Genomic DNA, 18,112 nt, shown 5'->3' on the forward strand with positions numbered 1-18,112 from the left:
GCAATTACTGAACAGCTCGGTGGTTTTGAATCTTTTAAAGATGCTTTTACGGCCGCCGCCTTAAGCCGCTTTGGTAGTGGGTGGGCATGGCTGAGTGTGACTAAAGATAATAAGTTAGTGGTTGAAAGCAGTTTAAATCAAGATAGTCCATTAATGCACGGGAATACCCCTATTCTTGGGTTGGATGTGTGGGAGCATGCTTATTATTTAAAGTACCAAAATCGTCGCCCAGAATATATAGCGGCTTTTTATAATGTTATAAACTGGGATGAAGTTGAGCGTCGATATTTACAGGTACTCACTGAATAATTGTTGAGTGCCGAATATGGCTAGTAAAATAACTTTTTTCACGTAATCTTATGCATAGTTATTCTAATTATGAGTAAGTTATGGATATTAGTCTTTGGCAACACGCCCGCCAAAGCAGGGATTATCGCTTTGATGGGCTGTTCTTTGTTGGAGTAAAAAGTACCGGTATTTATTGCCGGCCCATTTGCCCTGCGGTCACAGCCAAAGAGCACAATGTAACCTATTATCAATATGCACATAGTGCAGCCCAAGCAGGGTTTAGGCCTTGTATTCGTTGTCGTCCAGATAGTGCGCCGGGAAGTAGCGCCTGGCAAGGTGTTAAAACGACCGCTCTTCGTGCAAAGCAACTTATAGACAGCAATTTAACCGAGCCGCAAAGTGCTTCGCAGTTAGCGCAGCGCCTTGGTATTAGTAGTCGTTATTTACGCCGCTTGTTTAGTCAGCATTTTGGAATTTCAGTTACCCAGTATCGGCTATTTTCGCAGTGCCATTTTGCTAAAAAACTATTACAAGAAACAACGTTACCGATATCGCAAATTGCTTTTTCATCAGGTTTCAAAAGTATCCGCCGCTTTAACGATGCCTTTTTACAGCAACTTCATATTTGCCCAACTAAAATGCGTTTGATGCATAAAAGTGACACTTCAACATTAACGCTTAAACTGCCTTTTAGGCCGCCATATAACTGGCATGCACTACATCAGTTTTTAGCGCGTAGGCTTATTTCTCCTATGGAATGGTTAACGGAAAGTAGCTACGGTCGCAGCTTTAATAATGATTACTGCAAAGGGCAGTTTACCGCGACATTTATTGAAGATAAGCATCACTTTTTAGTTTCCATTAATATTGATGACCCACTTTTTTTACAGCCTATTTTAGTACAAATACGACGAGTACTTGATTTAGATGCAGATACCAACTTAATAGAGCAACACTTAGAACAGTCTACGCAAAAAGCTATTATATTAACTAAAGGTTTGCGCCTACCGGGGATTTGGTCAAGTTTTGAAGCGGGGGTTCGTGCTGTTCTTGGTCAGCAAGTCAGCGTCACTGCGGCACATAACCTAGTGGGGCAATTAGTTAACGAATTAGGAGAATGCGATAAAGGACGGGTCTATTTTCCCACTCCACAAATTATTGCTAAGAACGAGCTTACCTTTTTTAAAATGCCCCAAGCGCGTAAAAATGCACTACGAAACCTGTCCCAATATGTTATGGACAACCCAGGTTGCGAGCAGCTTGATAACTGGCTTGAACTAAAAGGCATTGGCCCTTGGACGGTAAATTATGCAAAGCTTCGCGGGCAAAGTCAGCCAGATATATTACTTGCAGGCGACTTGGGGGTGAAAAAAGCACAAATGCAGGCAGCCCAGTTCAACAGTGATAGCTGCAGGCCTTTTCGTTCATACTTAACATTTCAATTATGGCAGCAATTATTATGAAGGTACTACAAACCCAGCTCTCAAGTCCGATTGGTAATATTATTATTCAAGCGAACGATGAAGGTATTAGTTATGTCGGTTTTTATCCACCGAAAAACTATCCAGAATTTCCATTAACACAGATTAAAAATAAGCATGTTCTTACCTGTGTTAAGCAATTAAGTGAGTATTTTGTAGGTACACGGCAAGTATTTTCTATAACTTTAGCAACCCAAGGTACACCATTTCAACACGCTGTATGGCAAGCATTATTAAGTGTTCCTTTTGGGATCACTAAAACTTATGGTGATATTGCTACGTCCTTAAGTAACCCTAAAGCAGTGCGTGCCGTTGGGGCCGCCAATGGCAAAAATCCAATTAGTATTATTGTGCCATGCCATCGTATTATTGGTGCTGATGGCAAGCTAACTGGATATGCCGGAGGTTTAGAGCGCAAACACTGGTTACTTGAGCATGAAGGGATCATCTAAAAGTTTTGGTGGTGCCTAAAAAATTTATTTTTAAGTCTACACTTTACAGTCCCGCACTTAAGGATTGAGGCTAAATTAAAAAAATAAAAGCGTTAGTCAAACGGGCGCCGAGCAGTGATATTCGTTACTTGGTGTAATTTGCTATCTACAGTAGTCATTGCTAAGCCAACAAGTTTGGAAAACTTTAAGTAAGTAAGATAATGCTAAATTGCATGCTGAACACCTTAATAAAATGAATCAAGTAGCCAGTATTGGTGGTTATTAAGGTACACTCTCAAGGAAGGATATTTATTGCGGGTAAAAGGGTGATGTTCAATCAAGATTGAGGTAGCATTAGCGCACTTTTTCAGGGTAGGCACTTTCATGGCTCAGCTGTATTTTTATTATTCTGCGATGAATGCAGGAAAATCAACCACTTTGTTGCAATCTGCATTTAATTACCGCGAACGCGGCATGGAACCTATTATATTAACTGCTGCTATCGACGATAGATCTGGTATAGGTACGGTTTCATCGCGAATTGGCTTGCAGGCTCAAGCGCATATTTTCGATGCCGACAAAGATGTATTTGAGCTTGTTAAGACGCTAAATCAGGAGCAAAAGCGACATTGTGTACTCGTTGATGAATGTCAGTTTTTGTCCAAAAAACAAGTAATGCAATTAACCGATGTGGTGGATGAACTGCGTATTCCGGTATTATGCTATGGCTTGCGTAATGACTTTAGAGGCGAACTGTTTAGCGGCTCACACTACTTATTAGCTTGGGCTGATAAGCTGATTGAGCTTAAAACAGTGTGTCATTGCGGTCGTAAAGCCAACCATGTACTGCGTACAGATGAGCTAGGCAATGCTATTTCCGATGGTAATCAAGTTGAGATTGGCGGCAATGATCGCTATGTGTCAGTTTGCCGCAAACATTATAAAGCCGCGTTAAACCTCTGTCGCTAATGCTTTTATAAAGCTATTTATGTCTTCTTTAGTAATATCTAAATGGGTTACTAAACGAAGTGGTTTGTCCGGTGAAAGCAGTATGTTTTGTTTTATTAAATTGTTACAAATAGTTTTTAAATCAATGCATTGATCTACATCCGCGAACACAATATTGGTTTCTACGCGAGCTAGGTCAACATTAAACCCCGCTATGGTATTTAACTGACTTGCAAGGTACGAGGCGTTGCGATGATCATCGTTTAAGCGGCTTACATTATGTTCCAGCGCAAATTGTCCTGCAGCGGCTAACATGCCGGCTTGGCGCATACCGCCACCAAGCACTTTACGCCAACGCCGGGCTTTATTTATAAGTGCTTCACTACCAAGTAACACAGAGCCAACCGGTGCACCAAGCCCTTTTGATAAGCAGATCGAAACAGAGTCAAAGCAATTAGTGATTTGAGTTATATCAACCTTTAACTTTACTGCTGCGTTATATGCACGTGCGCCGTCAAGGTGCAGTGCTAACTGATGTTCATCAACAAACTTTCGTGCTGCTTTTAAATAGCTCAGAGGAAGCACTTGGCCGCCAATAGTATTTTCAAGGCTTAGCAGTTTAGTTTTAGCAAAGTGGAAGTCATCTGATTTAATCGCTGCTTTTACTTTTTCTAAGCACAGCGTGCCGTCAGTTTCGTTTTCAATTGGCTGAGGCTGAATTGAACCAAGCACCGCCGCTCCACCGCCTTCAAACTTATAGTTGTGGGCGCGTTGCCCACAAATATACTCATCGCCTCGTTCGCAATGAGCCATTAAAGCAAGTAAGTTAGCTTGTGTGCCGGAACTGCAAAATAATGCAGCCGCAAAACCGTGTCGCTTGGCTGCAAACTGTTCTAGGGCATTAACACTTGTATCGTCGCCGTAAACATCGTCTCCAACAGGGGCACTAAACATAATATTACGCATTTGTGTTGAAGGTTGAGTAACAGTATCCGAGCGAAAATCAATCATTATTACCTCTTATTCAAATCTCTTATAAATTTATCATACAAAATCTTGGCTAATTTCCTGACGAGTGGCTTCATCAAAGTAACTCCAGGCAATAAAGCGACTCACTTTAACGCCTTGCGCCATTTCAATCACTTTTACTGTTGCCACAGGGAGCTTTTTGAGTGCTACTCGTAGTGCATTAATAGTTTCTTTTTTTGATACTAACGAGGTAAACCAGATGCATTGCTCAGAAAATTGCTCGCTTTGCTCAATCATATTAGTAATAAACTGTTGCTCACCACCTTCGCACCAAAGCTCATTATGTTGGCCACCAAAATTAAGTGTTGATTTTGGCTTAACACCCAGCTTGTGCCATTTTCTTTCGCTACTCTGTGTTGCTGCTGCTGCACTGGCGTGAAAAGGCGGGTTACATAAAGTTAGATGAAATAAGTCTTTATCGTTAATTATACCCGTGAAAATATGTTCAGGATTTTTTTGCTGCCTGATGGTTATTTTACGTTGGTTAAGTTGCGCTAGCTGTTTTGCCATTTTGATAGATACGGGGTCTATATCAGAGCCAGCAAATTGCCACTGGTATTCAAAGCTTCCAGTGAGCGGATAAACTAAGTTTGCACCAGTGCCAATATCGAGTACTTTTATCTGTTTACCGGTAGGGATAACGCCATTGTTATCATCAGCTAACAGATCGGCTAAGTAGTGAATGTAGTCAACACGCCCTGGAATAGGTGGGCATAAATAGCCTTCAGGGATATCCCAAAAATCAACATTATAGTAGCTTTTTAGCAGTGCTTGATTAAGCATTTTAACTGCTTTGGCATCACTAAAATCAATACTAGTATCGCCTGCTTTATTAACGAGTAACCACTTCGCTAGCTCGGGAAGCTGTTTAACTAAATAAGAAAAATCATAGCCATTTAAATGGCGATTTCGAGGATGCATTGCAGGCGCTGATGAGGTCATTGACGTAACACTGAAAAATAAAAAACAATGATAGCAAAAAATAGTCGTTGGTATGTAGGGTTCTTTTCCAATAAAGTTAAATGAATCTACCGTGCGTAGGTAGTTTCTTGCTTATTATCAATTTTACTTATGCAAAATAAAGCGTATGTAAAAATAGCCCAACACTGGTAGGATGAGATTGATCTGACAATAATAAGGTGGTTTATGACTGTTTCTCAGCAATCTGTATTTATCAGGCTCGATGAAGGGCAAACGTTACATTTACGACGGATAGTTGGTGATAACACAAGTGGCCCTGCGGTACTTTTTTTACATGGTGCGGTGGAAAACGGGAAAATATTCTACACCGAGAGTAATAAAGGCTTAGCCCCATTTTTAGCTGAGCACGGTTATATTTGCTACGTGGCGGACTTACGTGGCCGCGGGCAGAGTAAACCCGCTATTTCAAAACATACTAAATACGGGCAAACAGAATCGATAGTTGAAGATATACCTGCTTTCATTAACAAGATTACCGAGTTGGAAAATAGGCCTGCTAAGTACTGGGTTGCTCATTCGTGGGGCGGTGTGTTGATGAATAGCGCGTTCGCGCGTTTTCCACAGTATATTGATGATGTTAATGCGTGTGTTTACTTTGGTAGCAAACGTTCTTTGTATAACCACCATCCTAAAAAGTACCTGCAAGGCAATCTCATTTGGTACATGCTTGCACCGCTGTTAGCTAAAAAATATGGGTTTCTACCGGCAAAGAAGCTTAAGTGGGGCAGTGATGATGAAAGTATAAAGTCGCATTTTCAAAGTATGCAATGGGCTAAACGAAAACCTTGGGTGGATAGCGATGATGGTTTTAATTACACCAAAGCACTTAGTCAACTTACGTTACCGCCCACTTTACATATTGCCGGTGTGCGCGATAAAGCCTTAGCGCAGCCTATTGATATTGAAAAGTTTATGAATGAATCAGGGCAAGGTATACAAACCATGAATATTTATGGTCGAAAACAAGGCCATAAATTTGATTACGACCACATAAATATGCTGACCCATCCAAAAGCAAGGGATGACCAATTTATAGATTTGCTTAATTGGTTTGAGACTCATTCAGCAATGAATTAATGGTTGCTCCAAAGCGCTTCCATTTATCTACCGCTTTATTATTAATAGGCTCACGTACAGCTGCTTTACTTAATGTGCTAACCCCTTTTTTTGAATTATAAAAATTGAGCATTTCAGCATTGTACTCAGCCCCTAAGAACGTAAGTAGCTTGGTTAGTTCATCTTTTGGGGCGTCTACCAGCTGCTCATACTGTAGTGTGAAAATGCTTTTATCTAGATGCGTACGCCAGTGCGCCATCAGCATTTGTGCTAAGTCGTAATAATATTTAAATTCACTTATTGAGCAAAAATAAGGCTCATTTTCAGCAAAATAATTACTATATACTGACCAAGCGATGGCCTTGAATTCGCGATCCATATAAATAAATTTTGCATCAGGAAATAATACGTAAATTAACCCTAGAGTTTGATAATTAGCGGGTAGCTTATTAATCATATAAGGGCGAATAGTGGTTGGTTTTGTTAGTTGCTGTATATAAATATCTCGGGCTTTTTTGATCAGCGGTTGCGTTAATTTTGCCAAGCATGCAGGGTATGGTATTTGTGTTTGTTGCTCTATAAATGCCACTACCTTACTGCTAATACTGTTATCTTCTCCAAGGCTGGCAAAATCATCGTGGTTTAACAGCATTTGTTCGATGAGGGTGGAACCACTACGCGGCATACCGATAATAAAAACGGGGGTAATTGTTTCTTTAATGCGAGGGGTTGCTTGGTTTAAAAAGTCGCTACCGTTAGTATCAATAATTTTCTGATAAAAAGGAGCAAGTTCTGCAGTATTTAATTGGCTGAGTTGTAGCTGTAATTTATTGGCCAGTTTATAATAATTTTCCGCTTGGTCAATATCGTTAAGTTGGTCATAGCTTTTTGCTAAGGCGTAATAGCAAACCATTTTTAAATGTAAGTTATTAGTTTGGGTTAATAGGTGGTGCAAGTCGCTTATGTAGTTATGTTCTTTATCAAATCGACCAAGCTGTACAAGTTCAAATAAAAGGTACGCAGTGACCGGGTATAATCCCAAGGTAAGCGCATGCGAAAAAGTGGCTTGGGCTTTGTCTAACTCACCATATGTTAAATAATGTTGAGCTAAATAGTAATGAGGCTCGGGATTATGTTTGGCAAGGCTTTTGGCATATTTTAAAACAGTTAATGCATCCGTGGGGGAGTCAACACCATTAAACGCATCCGCTAAGGCATATAGTGGCTCCAGCATTTGCGGGAGTCGTTCACAAGCTCGTTGAAGTAAATAAACCGCAGCATCAAAGCGCTCCACCCTAAGTGCTATCCGCCCTAAACCAAATAGTGCTTCACCACTTTGTGGATTGGCATCAAGTAAGGCTTTAAAATTGAACTCTGCTTCTTTTAGTTTGTTATCAGCAAGCAGTTGATTGGCTTTTTTTAGTAGCATACGTCACTGTATTTTATTATTTTAATTACTTTTACTATAAAACGAAAAAAGCGAAATGTGAAAGTGTTACTTTCTACATTTCGCTTAGTTTTCGAATTTACGATTGTTTAAAGTTATTTAAAACGAGTAGGTTGCTTTTACGTAGTAGAAACCACCGTTAATACCATAAGGTGAAGTTTCGTAGTATTTACCACCGAAGCTGTCGCTTGGGATGCCTGCTGAATCTTCAAAATCAAGTGGTTCTGCATCTTGATCCAGTAGATTTTGTGCACCAACAGAAAAGCTAATTGAATCGTTTAAGAAATATGTCACTTCTGCGTCTAATGTTACAGCAGCATCAGCCATTTTAGCCGTATCATCAAAATCAACGTGCACACCTTGATATTCGCCAAAGTAGTTTAAGCGGGTAAATGCAGAAAAGCTATCCCATTGTTGTGCCCAACTCAGCGTACCACGATGATTAGGTAAGTCATTTTCTAAACGACTTACTTTAAACGGGCCGGTAATATCGGTTGAGCGAGTAACTTCGGTTTCATTCCAGTTATAAGCAAAGCTAAAGGTTGAGCTACCACCGAGTAAATCGGTTGCGTAGTTAGCTACAAAATCAACACCTTGAGTGGTGGTATCAAAATCATTAGTAAAAAAGCTTACTTGCGCTAAGTTTTGTACATTGGATACACCTGAGTCTTCAAGGGTGTCTTTATCATCTTGGCTTAGTGTAATTTTTTCTGATTGACTAATACGATCATCAACCTGAATATTATAATAATCAAGAGTTAAGAATATATCGCCAAGCGTATATACAGCACCAAAGGTATAGCTTTGTGATTCTTCTGGTTCAAGCTCTGTGCCACCTAGTTGGATCGCAATTGGGTTAGTAGGTGGTAATAGTGCTGAATCAACCAAAATACCACTACTTAAGTTAGTTTGTACGTTACTTACATTAGCTTGGCCAACAGTTGGTGCACGGAAACCCGTACTAATTGAGCCGCGTACATTTAGGTCTTCAGTTAAATAGTATTGACCCATAAGCTTGTAGTTAACAGTTGAACCAAATGTATCGTAATCTTCATAGCGAAGTGCAAGGCCCATTAAGAAGTCTTCAGTAAAGGGCGCTTCAATATCGACATAGGCCGCGTAGTTACGACGAGTATATTCACCAGCATCTGACGGTTTAAAGCCAGGGAAGCCGTTTGAGCCAATGCTAAAACCTTGATCTGTTAATGGCCCGGCTATAAATGCTGATTCATCACCTGAGGTTACAGTAAACGTTTCTTCATGCCATTCAAGACCACCGGCTACGTTTACTTCATAAGCGAGACCAAAGTCATAGGCTTTACTTAGGTCAAAGTTAAAGTTTTTCTCAAGTTGTGAGTATTTACCTGGGCTAAAGTCACGAGGGCTTTCAGGCCCAAGTGATGAATTTAAAGTGTCATAAATGAAATAGCGTGATTCATTAAGCCCAACGGTACCGCTTAAGTCGTAGTAAACGCCTTCCAGGAAGCCACCGGTGAATTCACCTTTAGTTCCCATAGTAAGTGATGTATCAGTAATGTTACCACCAAAGTTAGGAGTAAAGCCGCCTGGTAGAGTCTCATTAAATGCAAAGCAATCTGGATTATTAGCAACTTGGTTAATATAATCGGGGTTTTCTAAAACGTTGTCACCAATAGCAATATTGGTCGGGCAGTTGCCACTCATATCACCAGTTAAATCACCAACTAACAGTGTCTCGCCGCCATCATTTGAATATACACCTGGGCGAGTGTGCGGATTACGGTAATAGAAACCACCGCGAACGTCTCGCTCTGAGTAGTTACCAAACATATAAAACTCAGAGTCATCAGTTAATGCTAAACCGACATTACCAAAAATTGAGATGTCGTCATCAACATCAGGTGCGCCCCATACTTGAGCAATGGGTGCAATATCTGGAACACCTGCGGTTTCAAGTGCTGCAGCGTCTGAGCGCTGTACTGAGCGACTTGTTGCATCTGCTGTTTTGTATTGAAAGCTTAAGTTAGCAAAGCCGTTATCTGTAAAAGGTAAACCGATGTTACCTGAAATCTGTGTAGTATCGCCGTCGCCCTCGTAGTATTCACCTTGACGTACTTCTAATGTACCGCCCTCGGAGGCGTCTTTAAGTACAAAGTTCATAACACCCGCAATCGCGTCAGAGCCATATTGTGCGGCTGCACCATCACGCAGAACTTCAACTTGCTTAAGGGCGATACTTGGAATAACCGAGATATCAGCACCTTGTGCACCATCATTAATCCCGCCACCTAAAAAGGCAATAACCGATGCACGGTGACGGCGCTTGCCATTTAAAAGCACTAATGTATTGTCTGATGGTAAACCACGCAAATTTGCAGGGCGCACAAGAGAGGCCGCATCACTAATGGGCATTTGGTGCACATTTAAAGATGGAATAGCACCTTTTAATAGTTCTAGCATATCGGTGTTGCCCGATTTAGCCAGCTCCTCGCCGCCTATGATATCAATAGGTACGGGTGAATCCCCAATTGAGCGAGGTGCAGAGCGCGTACCAACAACGGCTATTTTTTCTACATTTTTGTTAACTGTTGTGGTTTCGCTTTCTTCGTCTGCTGCAAATACTGAGCCTGACATAAATAAGCCGGCGGTGGTGCTTGCCAACGCAAATTTAATTGCTTGGTTGAGCTTGTTGCTTTGTAGTTTCATTCTGACTTTCCCCAGTTAGAATTAATATATTTTTGCTTGTATATGACGCGACAACTGATGTAAAAGGTTGTCACGTTAATCTTTTACATCAGCTTGTTAAAATAATATGCAAATTGTTAATGAGCGGTGTTTTTTTTGAAATTAATATAGAGGAAAATCAAATTTGCTAGTACACAACTGATGACTAGCGTTTTTTTATAAGAGAACATTAAATAAAATAAAAGTCAGGCTATTTAGATGTTTAAGAAGAGAATATTTTAGTTAAAAAAATTTAAATTGGATGGTTATATGAGCTTAATACGAGCATATTAGATATATACTCAAGCGACTTATATAAATTTACTTTAACTCATTTATTGGTCGGTATGATAATTACTAATGCTGCAAATTTTCGCGGGTTTGTCTCATATATATGGGCAGCAATTTCATTCGCGCATAGAGATTAAATTTTAGCGGGCAGAGTAAGTATATTGAGGATAAGGTAAATTCTGCTTTGTGAACCTAGATGGCTGTGTGAAAATAGTATTATGCGATTATATAAAGTGATACATAGAGCGCCTTTTCGGGTTGCAAAGATCAGTAGCAAGCGCCAACAATTGCGCTTTAAGCGTGCTATGGTCGCATTAAAAATCGCCCTTGCTCAAGAGAAGAAAGAAACCCGAGAAATGCTGTCAATTTATCGCCGCTATACGCAAGGCACTTCATCTAAGCAAGAGTTACAGATTGCGAATGAACAATTTGTTGATATTTTAAAAGGCTTAGGTCTGGGTGTCTTTGCCGTTTTACCGTTTGCACCAGTAACCATTCCTTTAGTTGTAAAATTGGGTAAATGGGTAGGGGTGGATGTATTACCCAGTTCGTTCAATATTAATAAACCACTTAAAGAAATTGACCGTCAAGTTGCAGAGGAAGATAAAAAAGACAACTCCTCAGATCAGTAAACTATAATCTAAACTATCTTAAGCAGGACCTAAACAAAGCCAAACTATACCTTTTAGTAATGGTTATTGTTATGCTAGTGACTCATTCTACTTTAATAAGAGTCATTTAATGAGTGCATTGATCTGTAATACATCTGCTGGAATTCCATTATCTTTTATCGTTAAGAGTGAGCAAGCTCAGTGGCAAGCGCAGCAGAGTGATTTTTTACGAAACTGGCTGGACAATACTGATTTTAAAACGTCAGGTTTATCATTAGTTGCGAACTCTCAAACTGGAGAGCTTGAACACGTATACTGTTTAGTTAATAGTTTGGACGATTTTTGGTTAGCAGGCGATTTAGCCACAAAACTACCTGCTGGGTGTTATCAAGTTCAAGAGTGCGAGCAGCAGCTTGAACAAATCGCGCTGGGCTTTATGCTCGGTGGTTATGAATTCAGTGAATATAAAGCAACAGTTGCTGGTAAAGCACAGCTTGCAATTAGTGATAAAACCTTATTTAACAAGCTAACGCAGCAAGCGAATGCGATTAACCTAGTTCGTGACTTAGTTAATACGCCGGCAGCTGACATGATGCCTCAACATTTATCGCAAGTCATGAGTGACTTAGCAGACACGTTTGATGGTGAGTTTAGTGAATGGGTTGGCGATGAGCTGTTAGAGCAAAATTACCCTACGATTCATATGGTCGGTCGTGCCAGTGAAAATAAGCCACGTTTACTCGATTTACGTTGGGGCGCACCAGATGCTCCGCAAATAACTTTAGTGGGTAAAGGTGTTTGTTTTGACTCAGGTGGTCTTGATTTAAAACCAAGTTCTGGCATGCGTAATATGAAAAAAGACATGGGCGGCGCGGCGCACGTGATTGGTTTAGCACAGCTCATTATGGCTGCTAATTTACCTATTCGCCTGCGAGTACTCGTTCCTGCGGTTGAAAACGCGGTTTCACGCAACGCATTTCGTCCAGGGGATGTGATAAAAACTCGTAAAGGCATTATGGTCGAAATAGACAATACCGATGCTGAAGGGCGTTTAGTATTGTGTGATGCACTAAGCGAAGCACAAAACGATGATCCACAACTTATTATTGATTTTGCGACGCTCACTGGAGCTTGCCGTGTGGCATTAGGAACTGAACTACCTGGGTTTTTCTCAACCGACCGTAATGTGGCTAATGGTATTTTTGATGCAGGTAATCAAGTAAGCGACCCTGTATGGCAGTTACCGTTATTTGAGCAATATAAAAACTTATTAAAAAGTGATGTGGCTGATATGGCAAACTGTGCAAGCACCCCTTTAGGCGGTGCAATTACTGCAGCACTTTACTTAAAAGAGTTTGTCGAGCCAACAACACCATGGGTACATTTTGATGTTATGGCTTGGAATACGCGTGCTTTACCTGGGCGCCCTGTTGGTGGTGAAGCGCTAGGTATTCGAGCGGTATTTGACTATTTACAAAATCGTTTTTAATTAACGGCTTTAGTTTTAAGCCCAAGTTATTTAAAAAGGCTTTATGAATATGTAGTAAATCATCGGGAGCGGCGAAAAAACGTTTCCCGATGATTTTATCTTCTTATATTCTGATTTATTCCACCTTCAGCCATTTACTTTATAAGTGCGCTTTAGGAGATAAATAACCAGTAATAGTATTGCTATTGTTATATAAATAAGTAATAAAAGGTGCTTAACCTGTACCTTTACACGCCGCCACAGCTGGTGCAACAAGCTCAAGGCCCGTTTTATCACAAGGCGGTAAGACGGCATCACTTGTATTAATAGGAGTAATACGCTCCCCCCATTTAATATAGCTGGCAGCCCATGTTAAACCTGCACCAAATGCAGCTGACATAATGTTCGCATGGGGCTTTATTAAGCCTTGCTCTACGGCTTCACAAAGTGCAATAGCGATAGTGGCCGCTGAGGTATTACCATAATCAGCAATATTAACCATCACTTTTTCATCTGGCACTTTTAAGCGTTGTTGAATCGCTTGAATAATACGTAAGTTAGCTTGATGAGGAACTAGTACATCGATTTCATCTAAACTTAAATTTGCTTGTTTTAGTACATCATCAGAGGCTTCGCTCATACCTTTAACGGCTCGTTTAAATATCTCACGACCCTCAAATAATAAATCAGAGGGCCCTGCTGGTGCGTATTTGTCGATATCACTGCCAAAGTTAGTAATATGCAGAATATCACGTTCTTCGCTATCACAGCCCGTTTTAGTCGCCAATAAACCCGCTGGTGTATCTGCGGCTTCAAGTACCACAGCGCCACCGCCATCACCAAATAAAACGGCGCTGTCGCGGCGGTCCCAATTGATATACCAAGTCATTCTTTCTGCTGCAATAACAACTGCTTTTTTTATCATGCCTGCGTTAATTTGTGCGGTGGCTGCTTGTAGTGCGTATAAAAAACCAGAGCACGCAGCGTTAGTATCCATTGCAGCCGCGCCTGTTGCGCCGATATTTTTTTGCACCAGTGATGCGGTATTTGCCACCATGGTCGAAGGTGAACAAGTAGCAAGCAATACTAAGTCTATGTCTTTGCCCTCAATACCCGCACAAGCTAGCGCGTGTTTTGCAGCGACTGTGGCAAGTTCTGCGGTACTTACATGGCTAACTCTTCGAGCTTTGATCCCTGTGCGAGAGGTGATCCATTCGTCATTAGTGTCTACTAACTGGCTGATCTCATCGTTGGTAATACGAGCTGGTGGAATGCATTTACCCCAACCTGTTATGTGTGCGTATGACATAGTGTGTTCTCTTTAAAGTGGTCTGACATCTGTCGCTAATATGTTGAGTTATACCAAAAATAGCCAACAAAAACTAGTTTGTAGAAACGCTTACATCGTAATTAATGGTAATTACCTGCAAGTTGTTTAGTCAATGGTAGTAGATAAAAGGGCTGAGCATGAAGCTTAATGTAATTATAATCGTATTATTAATTGGCATATTACGCGCAGCTCAATTAGCTAAGGCCGATCAAACTTGAGTTATTTCTGTCGGTAAGTTGCTTACGGGTAAATACTTAACTTTTAAAAAAAACAACAGACAATTATATCTACAATCTATACTAGATGCGGGGTTACTTAAGTGCGTGATCTTGGCTTTTGCTACAGCATGAGATGATATTGCGTTTGGCACTGATTCTGGGGCACCTCCGCATGGTTTAAATGCAGATGAATTTTTGTTTCTAAGAAAATATGGTAAAAGTACTAACCAAGCAGATATTATCAGCGTTAATGGCTTCTCACTTGGTAATATCAACGAACTAAAAAATGTGCCGTTTGTAATGAAAACAGGGCAAGTCTATAAGCGTTAAACCCGGAGATACTATGAGTAGCAAAATAAAGGCATCGTTATTTAATCACCTTGTCGATGCGCAAAGGCAATTGCTTGAGCCTGAGGTAAGACAATCCACCCAAGCACTGGATGATTTACTTGATGATGATTTTATTGAGATTACAGCAAATGGTACATCGTTTAATAAGTTTCAAGTACTGACCCGTTTACCGACCGAAGTTGTCCCCCAGTTTTATAATCAGCATTTTAAAGGGCGAATGCTTAGCGAAACGATTGCTCAGTTAAGTTATCAAGCGGCTTTTAGGCGTTCTGCATGGGCCGAATTTAATTATTCAGTACGTATGTCGCTTTGGCGATTTGATGGAAAAAAGTGGAAAGTGGTATTTCATCAAGGCACGATATGCGAACAGTTTGCCATTTCAATGGATGATGATTAAGCGTTCAATATAGCGTATTATAACGTCACTTATGAACTTTTTATAATTTAGCTATGGCGTTTTTAATGCAGGCCGACCCTGCGATCAGTCGTTTATTGATGCTTAGAAGTGGCGCGATAGCCGTGCAATTTTTCGCGGTACTTGCGGTGTATTTGTTACTTGACCGGCAAATTCATCTATTACCCTTATTAGGTGTGATTGGTGTTGAGTCATTATTTCAGGTCGGTAGTATTTTTGCATATCGAAATGTTAGCCAAGCAAAGCCAATAGGCATGTTGTTACAACTGAGTGCCGATGTACTTTTTTTAGCCTTGTTGTTGTCACTAAGTGGCGGGGCTACGAATGCATTCGTGTCATTATTGTTATTGCCGATTATGATTGCAGCAGTTACGGTTAACAGCAAAGGCCTAGCTTATATAGCGATACTTGCTATTGTAGCTTACACTTTATTGTTATTTAAAATGCCGCATCATGCTATGCATCAAACGGACATGGCGAGTCATTTTGTGGGTATGTGGGTTAATTTTGTGGTTAGTGCCATTGTAATCGCGCTGGTTATTGGCACCATGAACCGCGCGTTATATCACCGTGAACGCGCTATTTCAAAAGCCCGTGAGGCTCAATTACGTAATGAACAGTTAGTTACCTTAGATGGCGCCGCAGCACAAATTACTCATCAATTAGCAACGCCAATTGCAAACTTACAATTACTATTTGAAGAATTAGTAGAAGACGCCCCTGATAACCTGACAGTAAAAGAAATGGCTCAACCACTTAAGCAATGTGCAGCTCAACTAGCTGGCTTTAGAAAGCTGTCTGAAAGTCTGCGGGTACAAAGTGACATTGCATCTATGAGCTTACATGAACTACAGCAACAAATTAGCGACAGCATGTTGTTACAGTATCCAAGCCAAACACTAACGTGGCTAACTGAAGCCCCTCATTATAAAGTGTATAGCGATCCTATGTTGCTGCCTGCTATTTTGAACTTGCTGCAAAATGCCGCGATGGCCAACAAAAAAGCGGATAAAAATTCTATTGAGTTAAGTTGGGACAGTATTTCTGAAAAGTCATCCAATATTCCTTCAACAGTGAGTTTATTAATTCGCGATTTTGGAATGGGATTTTCTGAGCAGCAACTGAGCCAGTTAGGTGGTCAGCTAATGCCCAGTGATAATGGGATGGGGCTTGCTGTTCTTTTATCAAATGTGACTTTTGAGCGTCTAAAAGGATCGCTTACTTTATTTAACCATAAAGAAGTTGGGGCGCTTGCTAAAGTGAAATTAGTAATTGTAGAGGACGATAATTCGTAATGAATGAAATGAAGTTACTTATCATCGAAGATGACATCAATCTTGCTGCTACCTTATCTCGGCGTTTAACCAAGTTAGGGTATGAATGTAAAGTGGCTCATAATTGCACTGATGCGCTTGATATAGCGAATGCATTTTTACCCTCACATGTACTGTTGGATATGAAACTTGATCAAGATAATGGTTTAACGCTTATCGCACCTTTACGCCGCTGTCTTTTTGGGGCGCAAATAGTATTACTTACAGGCTTTGCAAGTATTGCTAGTGCAGTCGAGGCAATGCGCTTAGGAGCAGATGACTATCTTACTAAACCTGTTGATATGGCGTCATTGAGCCAAGCTTTGACGGGCGTCAAAAGTAGTTCAGTACCGACTCAAATGATACAAAATAAAGTAATGTCGCCAGAACGATTAGAGTGGGAACATATCCAGCAGGTACTACAAAGTAACCACGGTAATATTTCTGTTACTGCTCGGAAATTAAATATGCATCGACGTACGCTACAACGTAAATTGCAAAAAAAGCCAGTGCAGCAATAACGCCTGTTATTAGTTTTCCTTCGGCTTTTGTAGTCAAACGCACAAGTAGGGCACCTTAAAGCGCTATCGGTTAGTTTATCTAAGTAAACCTATAAGGGTCATTTACAGTGACTTCGAGAATCTAATTTATTATGTAGAATCGTACTTATTGATTCATCTACGCTTGATCTTTTAGCAGTATTTTTTGCAGCTCTTTCTTTTTTTGCTTGGTTTATGTTGGGTAGCAACTGCATTTAGGAGCGTTACGTTTTTGAGCACCCGCAATTGAACCTGTTTTTAGTCAACGCGGGTAATCATATTTTATAATTTACGCTAATGGGGCTGGTATTGGGGTTGTGGCCTTAAGTTTGTTACCATAATAAGTGTTTTAAACTTTTAAGTGGTTATATTTTATGGCAAAACCCAATAAAAAGGGGCCAACTAAAACTGTTGATATATTTTGCGGGCAATGCAAAACTCAACTTTTTAAATATCGTAAAGGTGGCAAAGGTGCCTTGGTAAAATGCTTTATTGAGCGAATTAGCCAAGACTTTACAACTGAAATAGGCATATGCCCAAAGTGTACACGCCCTTTTGCTCGCCAAACTATGATCCGCGGTACCCCGGCTCTTAAAATTATCGGTGGTAAAGTAACTCATAAGTAGCGGACATTTATCCTCGTTTTGCCTTCCTAAATTGCTAGAATCTGCGGCTTGCTGTTTCAATGATTGAAAACAACCCTCCCCATGGAGTGGGCCAGTATTGTGGGTTTACAAATACAATTGAAATAAATGGATAAGGGAACCCTTCGTGATTGCACTTTTGTTTGATATTATTGGTATGACTGGTACTTTTTTAGTGGTTGGCGCATTTTTTATGCTGCAACTAGGTAAAGCTAATGCCACCAGTTTGCTATACAACATGATGAATTTAATTGGTGCCATACTATTGCTTATTAGCCTTTGTTACAATTTTAACTTAGCAAGCTTTGTAATTGAAATATTTTGGATTGCAGCGTCAATTATTGGGCTCTTCAACTATATTCAAAATAAGCGCCGAGCGGCAGCGTTACAGGTTTAATGCTCACTATTTTTTATAATATAAAAAATAGTGACGTGAATTTAATCATGGCGGCAAAATGTGCCGTCATTTAATTTAGTTACATCATCCCCCAAATCTCAATTCCACTTTTATGCGAGTTTAAAGCTTCGCAAGCACTATTATATAACGATAAAATAAATCAACAGAGAC

The 18,112-nt window shown here is 40.3% G+C and carries 17 protein-coding genes; 12 read left to right on the forward strand and 5 right to left on the reverse strand.

Translation table 11 applies throughout. From position 1 onward, the window contains the following. The 4 genes from ACT3RM_RS12475 to ACT3RM_RS12490 all read left to right on the forward strand — a co-directional run. The coding region (locus tag ACT3RM_RS12475) for a superoxide dismutase (RefSeq protein WP_444511385.1) at window positions 1-309 on the forward strand (309 nt) is incomplete at its 5' end. An 80-nt stretch (window positions 310-389) separates the two neighbouring features. After that, the gene (locus tag ACT3RM_RS12480) at window positions 390-1,751 is read left to right on the forward strand and encodes a DNA-3-methyladenine glycosylase 2 family protein (RefSeq protein ID WP_441836104.1); all 1,362 of its coding nucleotides are present in this window, start codon (window positions 390-392) and stop codon (window positions 1,749-1,751) included. Further along, window positions 1,748-2,221 (forward strand): methylated-DNA--[protein]-cysteine S-methyltransferase, encoded by a 474-nt coding sequence (locus tag ACT3RM_RS12485; RefSeq protein ID WP_441836103.1) that lies wholly within the window; start codon window positions 1,748-1,750, stop codon window positions 2,219-2,221. The genes ACT3RM_RS12480 and ACT3RM_RS12485 overlap by 4 nt, the downstream gene beginning before the upstream one ends. Before the next feature lie 363 nt (window positions 2,222-2,584). After that, window positions 2,585-3,169: a thymidine kinase gene (locus ACT3RM_RS12490; protein ID WP_441836102.1), complete on the forward strand. Its 585-nt coding sequence runs from the start codon at window positions 2,585-2,587 to the stop codon at window positions 3,167-3,169. Here the strand turns inward: ACT3RM_RS12490 and ltaE are convergent. Continuing rightward, entirely contained in the window at window positions 3,152-4,159 is a 1,008-nt protein-coding gene (ltaE, locus tag ACT3RM_RS12495) for a low-specificity L-threonine aldolase (RefSeq protein ID WP_441836101.1), read from the reverse strand. The two genes, ACT3RM_RS12490 and ltaE, sit on opposite strands and share 18 nt — an antisense overlap. Before the next feature lie 33 nt (window positions 4,160-4,192). After that, window positions 4,193-5,119 (reverse strand): 23S rRNA (adenine(1618)-N(6))-methyltransferase RlmF, encoded by a 927-nt coding sequence (rlmF, locus tag ACT3RM_RS12500; protein WP_441836100.1) that lies wholly within the window; start codon window positions 5,117-5,119, stop codon window positions 4,193-4,195. 204 nt (window positions 5,120-5,323) lie between these two features. On the opposite strand from rlmF, the gene ACT3RM_RS12505 reads away from it, so the two are divergent. Next, complete coding sequence (locus tag ACT3RM_RS12505; protein ID WP_441995010.1) at window positions 5,324-6,235, forward strand: alpha/beta fold hydrolase; 912 nt, start codon at window positions 5,324-5,326, stop codon at window positions 6,233-6,235. Here the strand turns inward: ACT3RM_RS12505 and ACT3RM_RS12510 are convergent. Continuing rightward, window positions 6,201-7,643 (reverse strand): sulfotransferase, encoded by a 1,443-nt coding sequence (locus ACT3RM_RS12510; RefSeq protein ID WP_441835289.1) that lies wholly within the window; start codon window positions 7,641-7,643, stop codon window positions 6,201-6,203. The two genes, ACT3RM_RS12505 and ACT3RM_RS12510, sit on opposite strands and share 35 nt — an antisense overlap. Before the next feature lie 117 nt (window positions 7,644-7,760). After that, window positions 7,761-10,346 (reverse strand): TonB-dependent receptor plug domain-containing protein, encoded by a 2,586-nt coding sequence (locus tag ACT3RM_RS12515; protein WP_441835288.1) that lies wholly within the window; start codon window positions 10,344-10,346, stop codon window positions 7,761-7,763. A gap of 527 nt (window positions 10,347-10,873) precedes the next feature. Here ACT3RM_RS12515 and ACT3RM_RS12520 point away from each other — a divergent pair. Both ACT3RM_RS12520 and ACT3RM_RS12525 read left to right on the forward strand, forming a co-directional pair. Continuing rightward, complete coding sequence (locus ACT3RM_RS12520; protein ID WP_441835287.1) at window positions 10,874-11,287, forward strand: hypothetical protein; 414 nt, start codon at window positions 10,874-10,876, stop codon at window positions 11,285-11,287. A gap of 109 nt (window positions 11,288-11,396) precedes the next feature. Continuing rightward, the gene (locus ACT3RM_RS12525; protein ID WP_441835286.1) at window positions 11,397-12,755 is read left to right on the forward strand and encodes a leucyl aminopeptidase family protein; all 1,359 of its coding nucleotides are present in this window, start codon (window positions 11,397-11,399) and stop codon (window positions 12,753-12,755) included. 214 nt (window positions 12,756-12,969) lie between these two features. Here ACT3RM_RS12525 and ACT3RM_RS12530 read toward each other — a convergent pair whose 3' ends face one another. Continuing rightward, window positions 12,970-14,043, reverse strand: coding sequence for a ketoacyl-ACP synthase III (locus ACT3RM_RS12530; RefSeq protein ID WP_441835285.1), 1,074 nt, complete (start codon window positions 14,041-14,043; stop codon window positions 12,970-12,972). Between the two features lie 582 nt (window positions 14,044-14,625). Here ACT3RM_RS12530 and ACT3RM_RS12535 point away from each other — a divergent pair. The 5 genes from ACT3RM_RS12535 to ACT3RM_RS12555 all read left to right on the forward strand — a co-directional run bounded on the left by ACT3RM_RS12535 (window position 14,626) and on the right by ACT3RM_RS12555 (window position 17,941). Beyond that, window positions 14,626-15,030, forward strand: coding sequence for a DUF4440 domain-containing protein (locus tag ACT3RM_RS12535; RefSeq protein WP_441835283.1), 405 nt, complete (start codon window positions 14,626-14,628; stop codon window positions 15,028-15,030). Window positions 15,031-15,095: 65 nt separating this feature from the next. Continuing rightward, window positions 15,096-16,343 (forward strand): sensor histidine kinase, encoded by a 1,248-nt coding sequence (locus tag ACT3RM_RS12540; protein ID WP_441835282.1) that lies wholly within the window; start codon window positions 15,096-15,098, stop codon window positions 16,341-16,343. A gap of 8 nt (window positions 16,344-16,351) precedes the next feature. Then, window positions 16,352-16,882: a response regulator transcription factor gene (locus tag ACT3RM_RS12545; protein WP_441835291.1), complete on the forward strand. Its 531-nt coding sequence runs from the start codon at window positions 16,352-16,354 to the stop codon at window positions 16,880-16,882. 392 nt (window positions 16,883-17,274) lie between these two features. Next, window positions 17,275-17,526, forward strand: a complete 252-nt coding sequence (locus ACT3RM_RS12550; RefSeq protein ID WP_441835281.1) for a hypothetical protein — start codon at window positions 17,275-17,277, stop codon at window positions 17,524-17,526. A gap of 145 nt (window positions 17,527-17,671) precedes the next feature. Next, complete coding sequence (locus ACT3RM_RS12555; RefSeq protein WP_441835280.1) at window positions 17,672-17,941, forward strand: CBU_0592 family membrane protein; 270 nt, start codon at window positions 17,672-17,674, stop codon at window positions 17,939-17,941. Window positions 17,942-18,112: the final 171 nt, after the last annotated feature.

This window comes from Pseudoalteromonas sp. AOP7-A1-14, assembly GCF_052376275.1.
Taxonomy (GTDB): Bacteria; Pseudomonadota; Gammaproteobacteria; order Enterobacterales; family Alteromonadaceae; genus Pseudoalteromonas.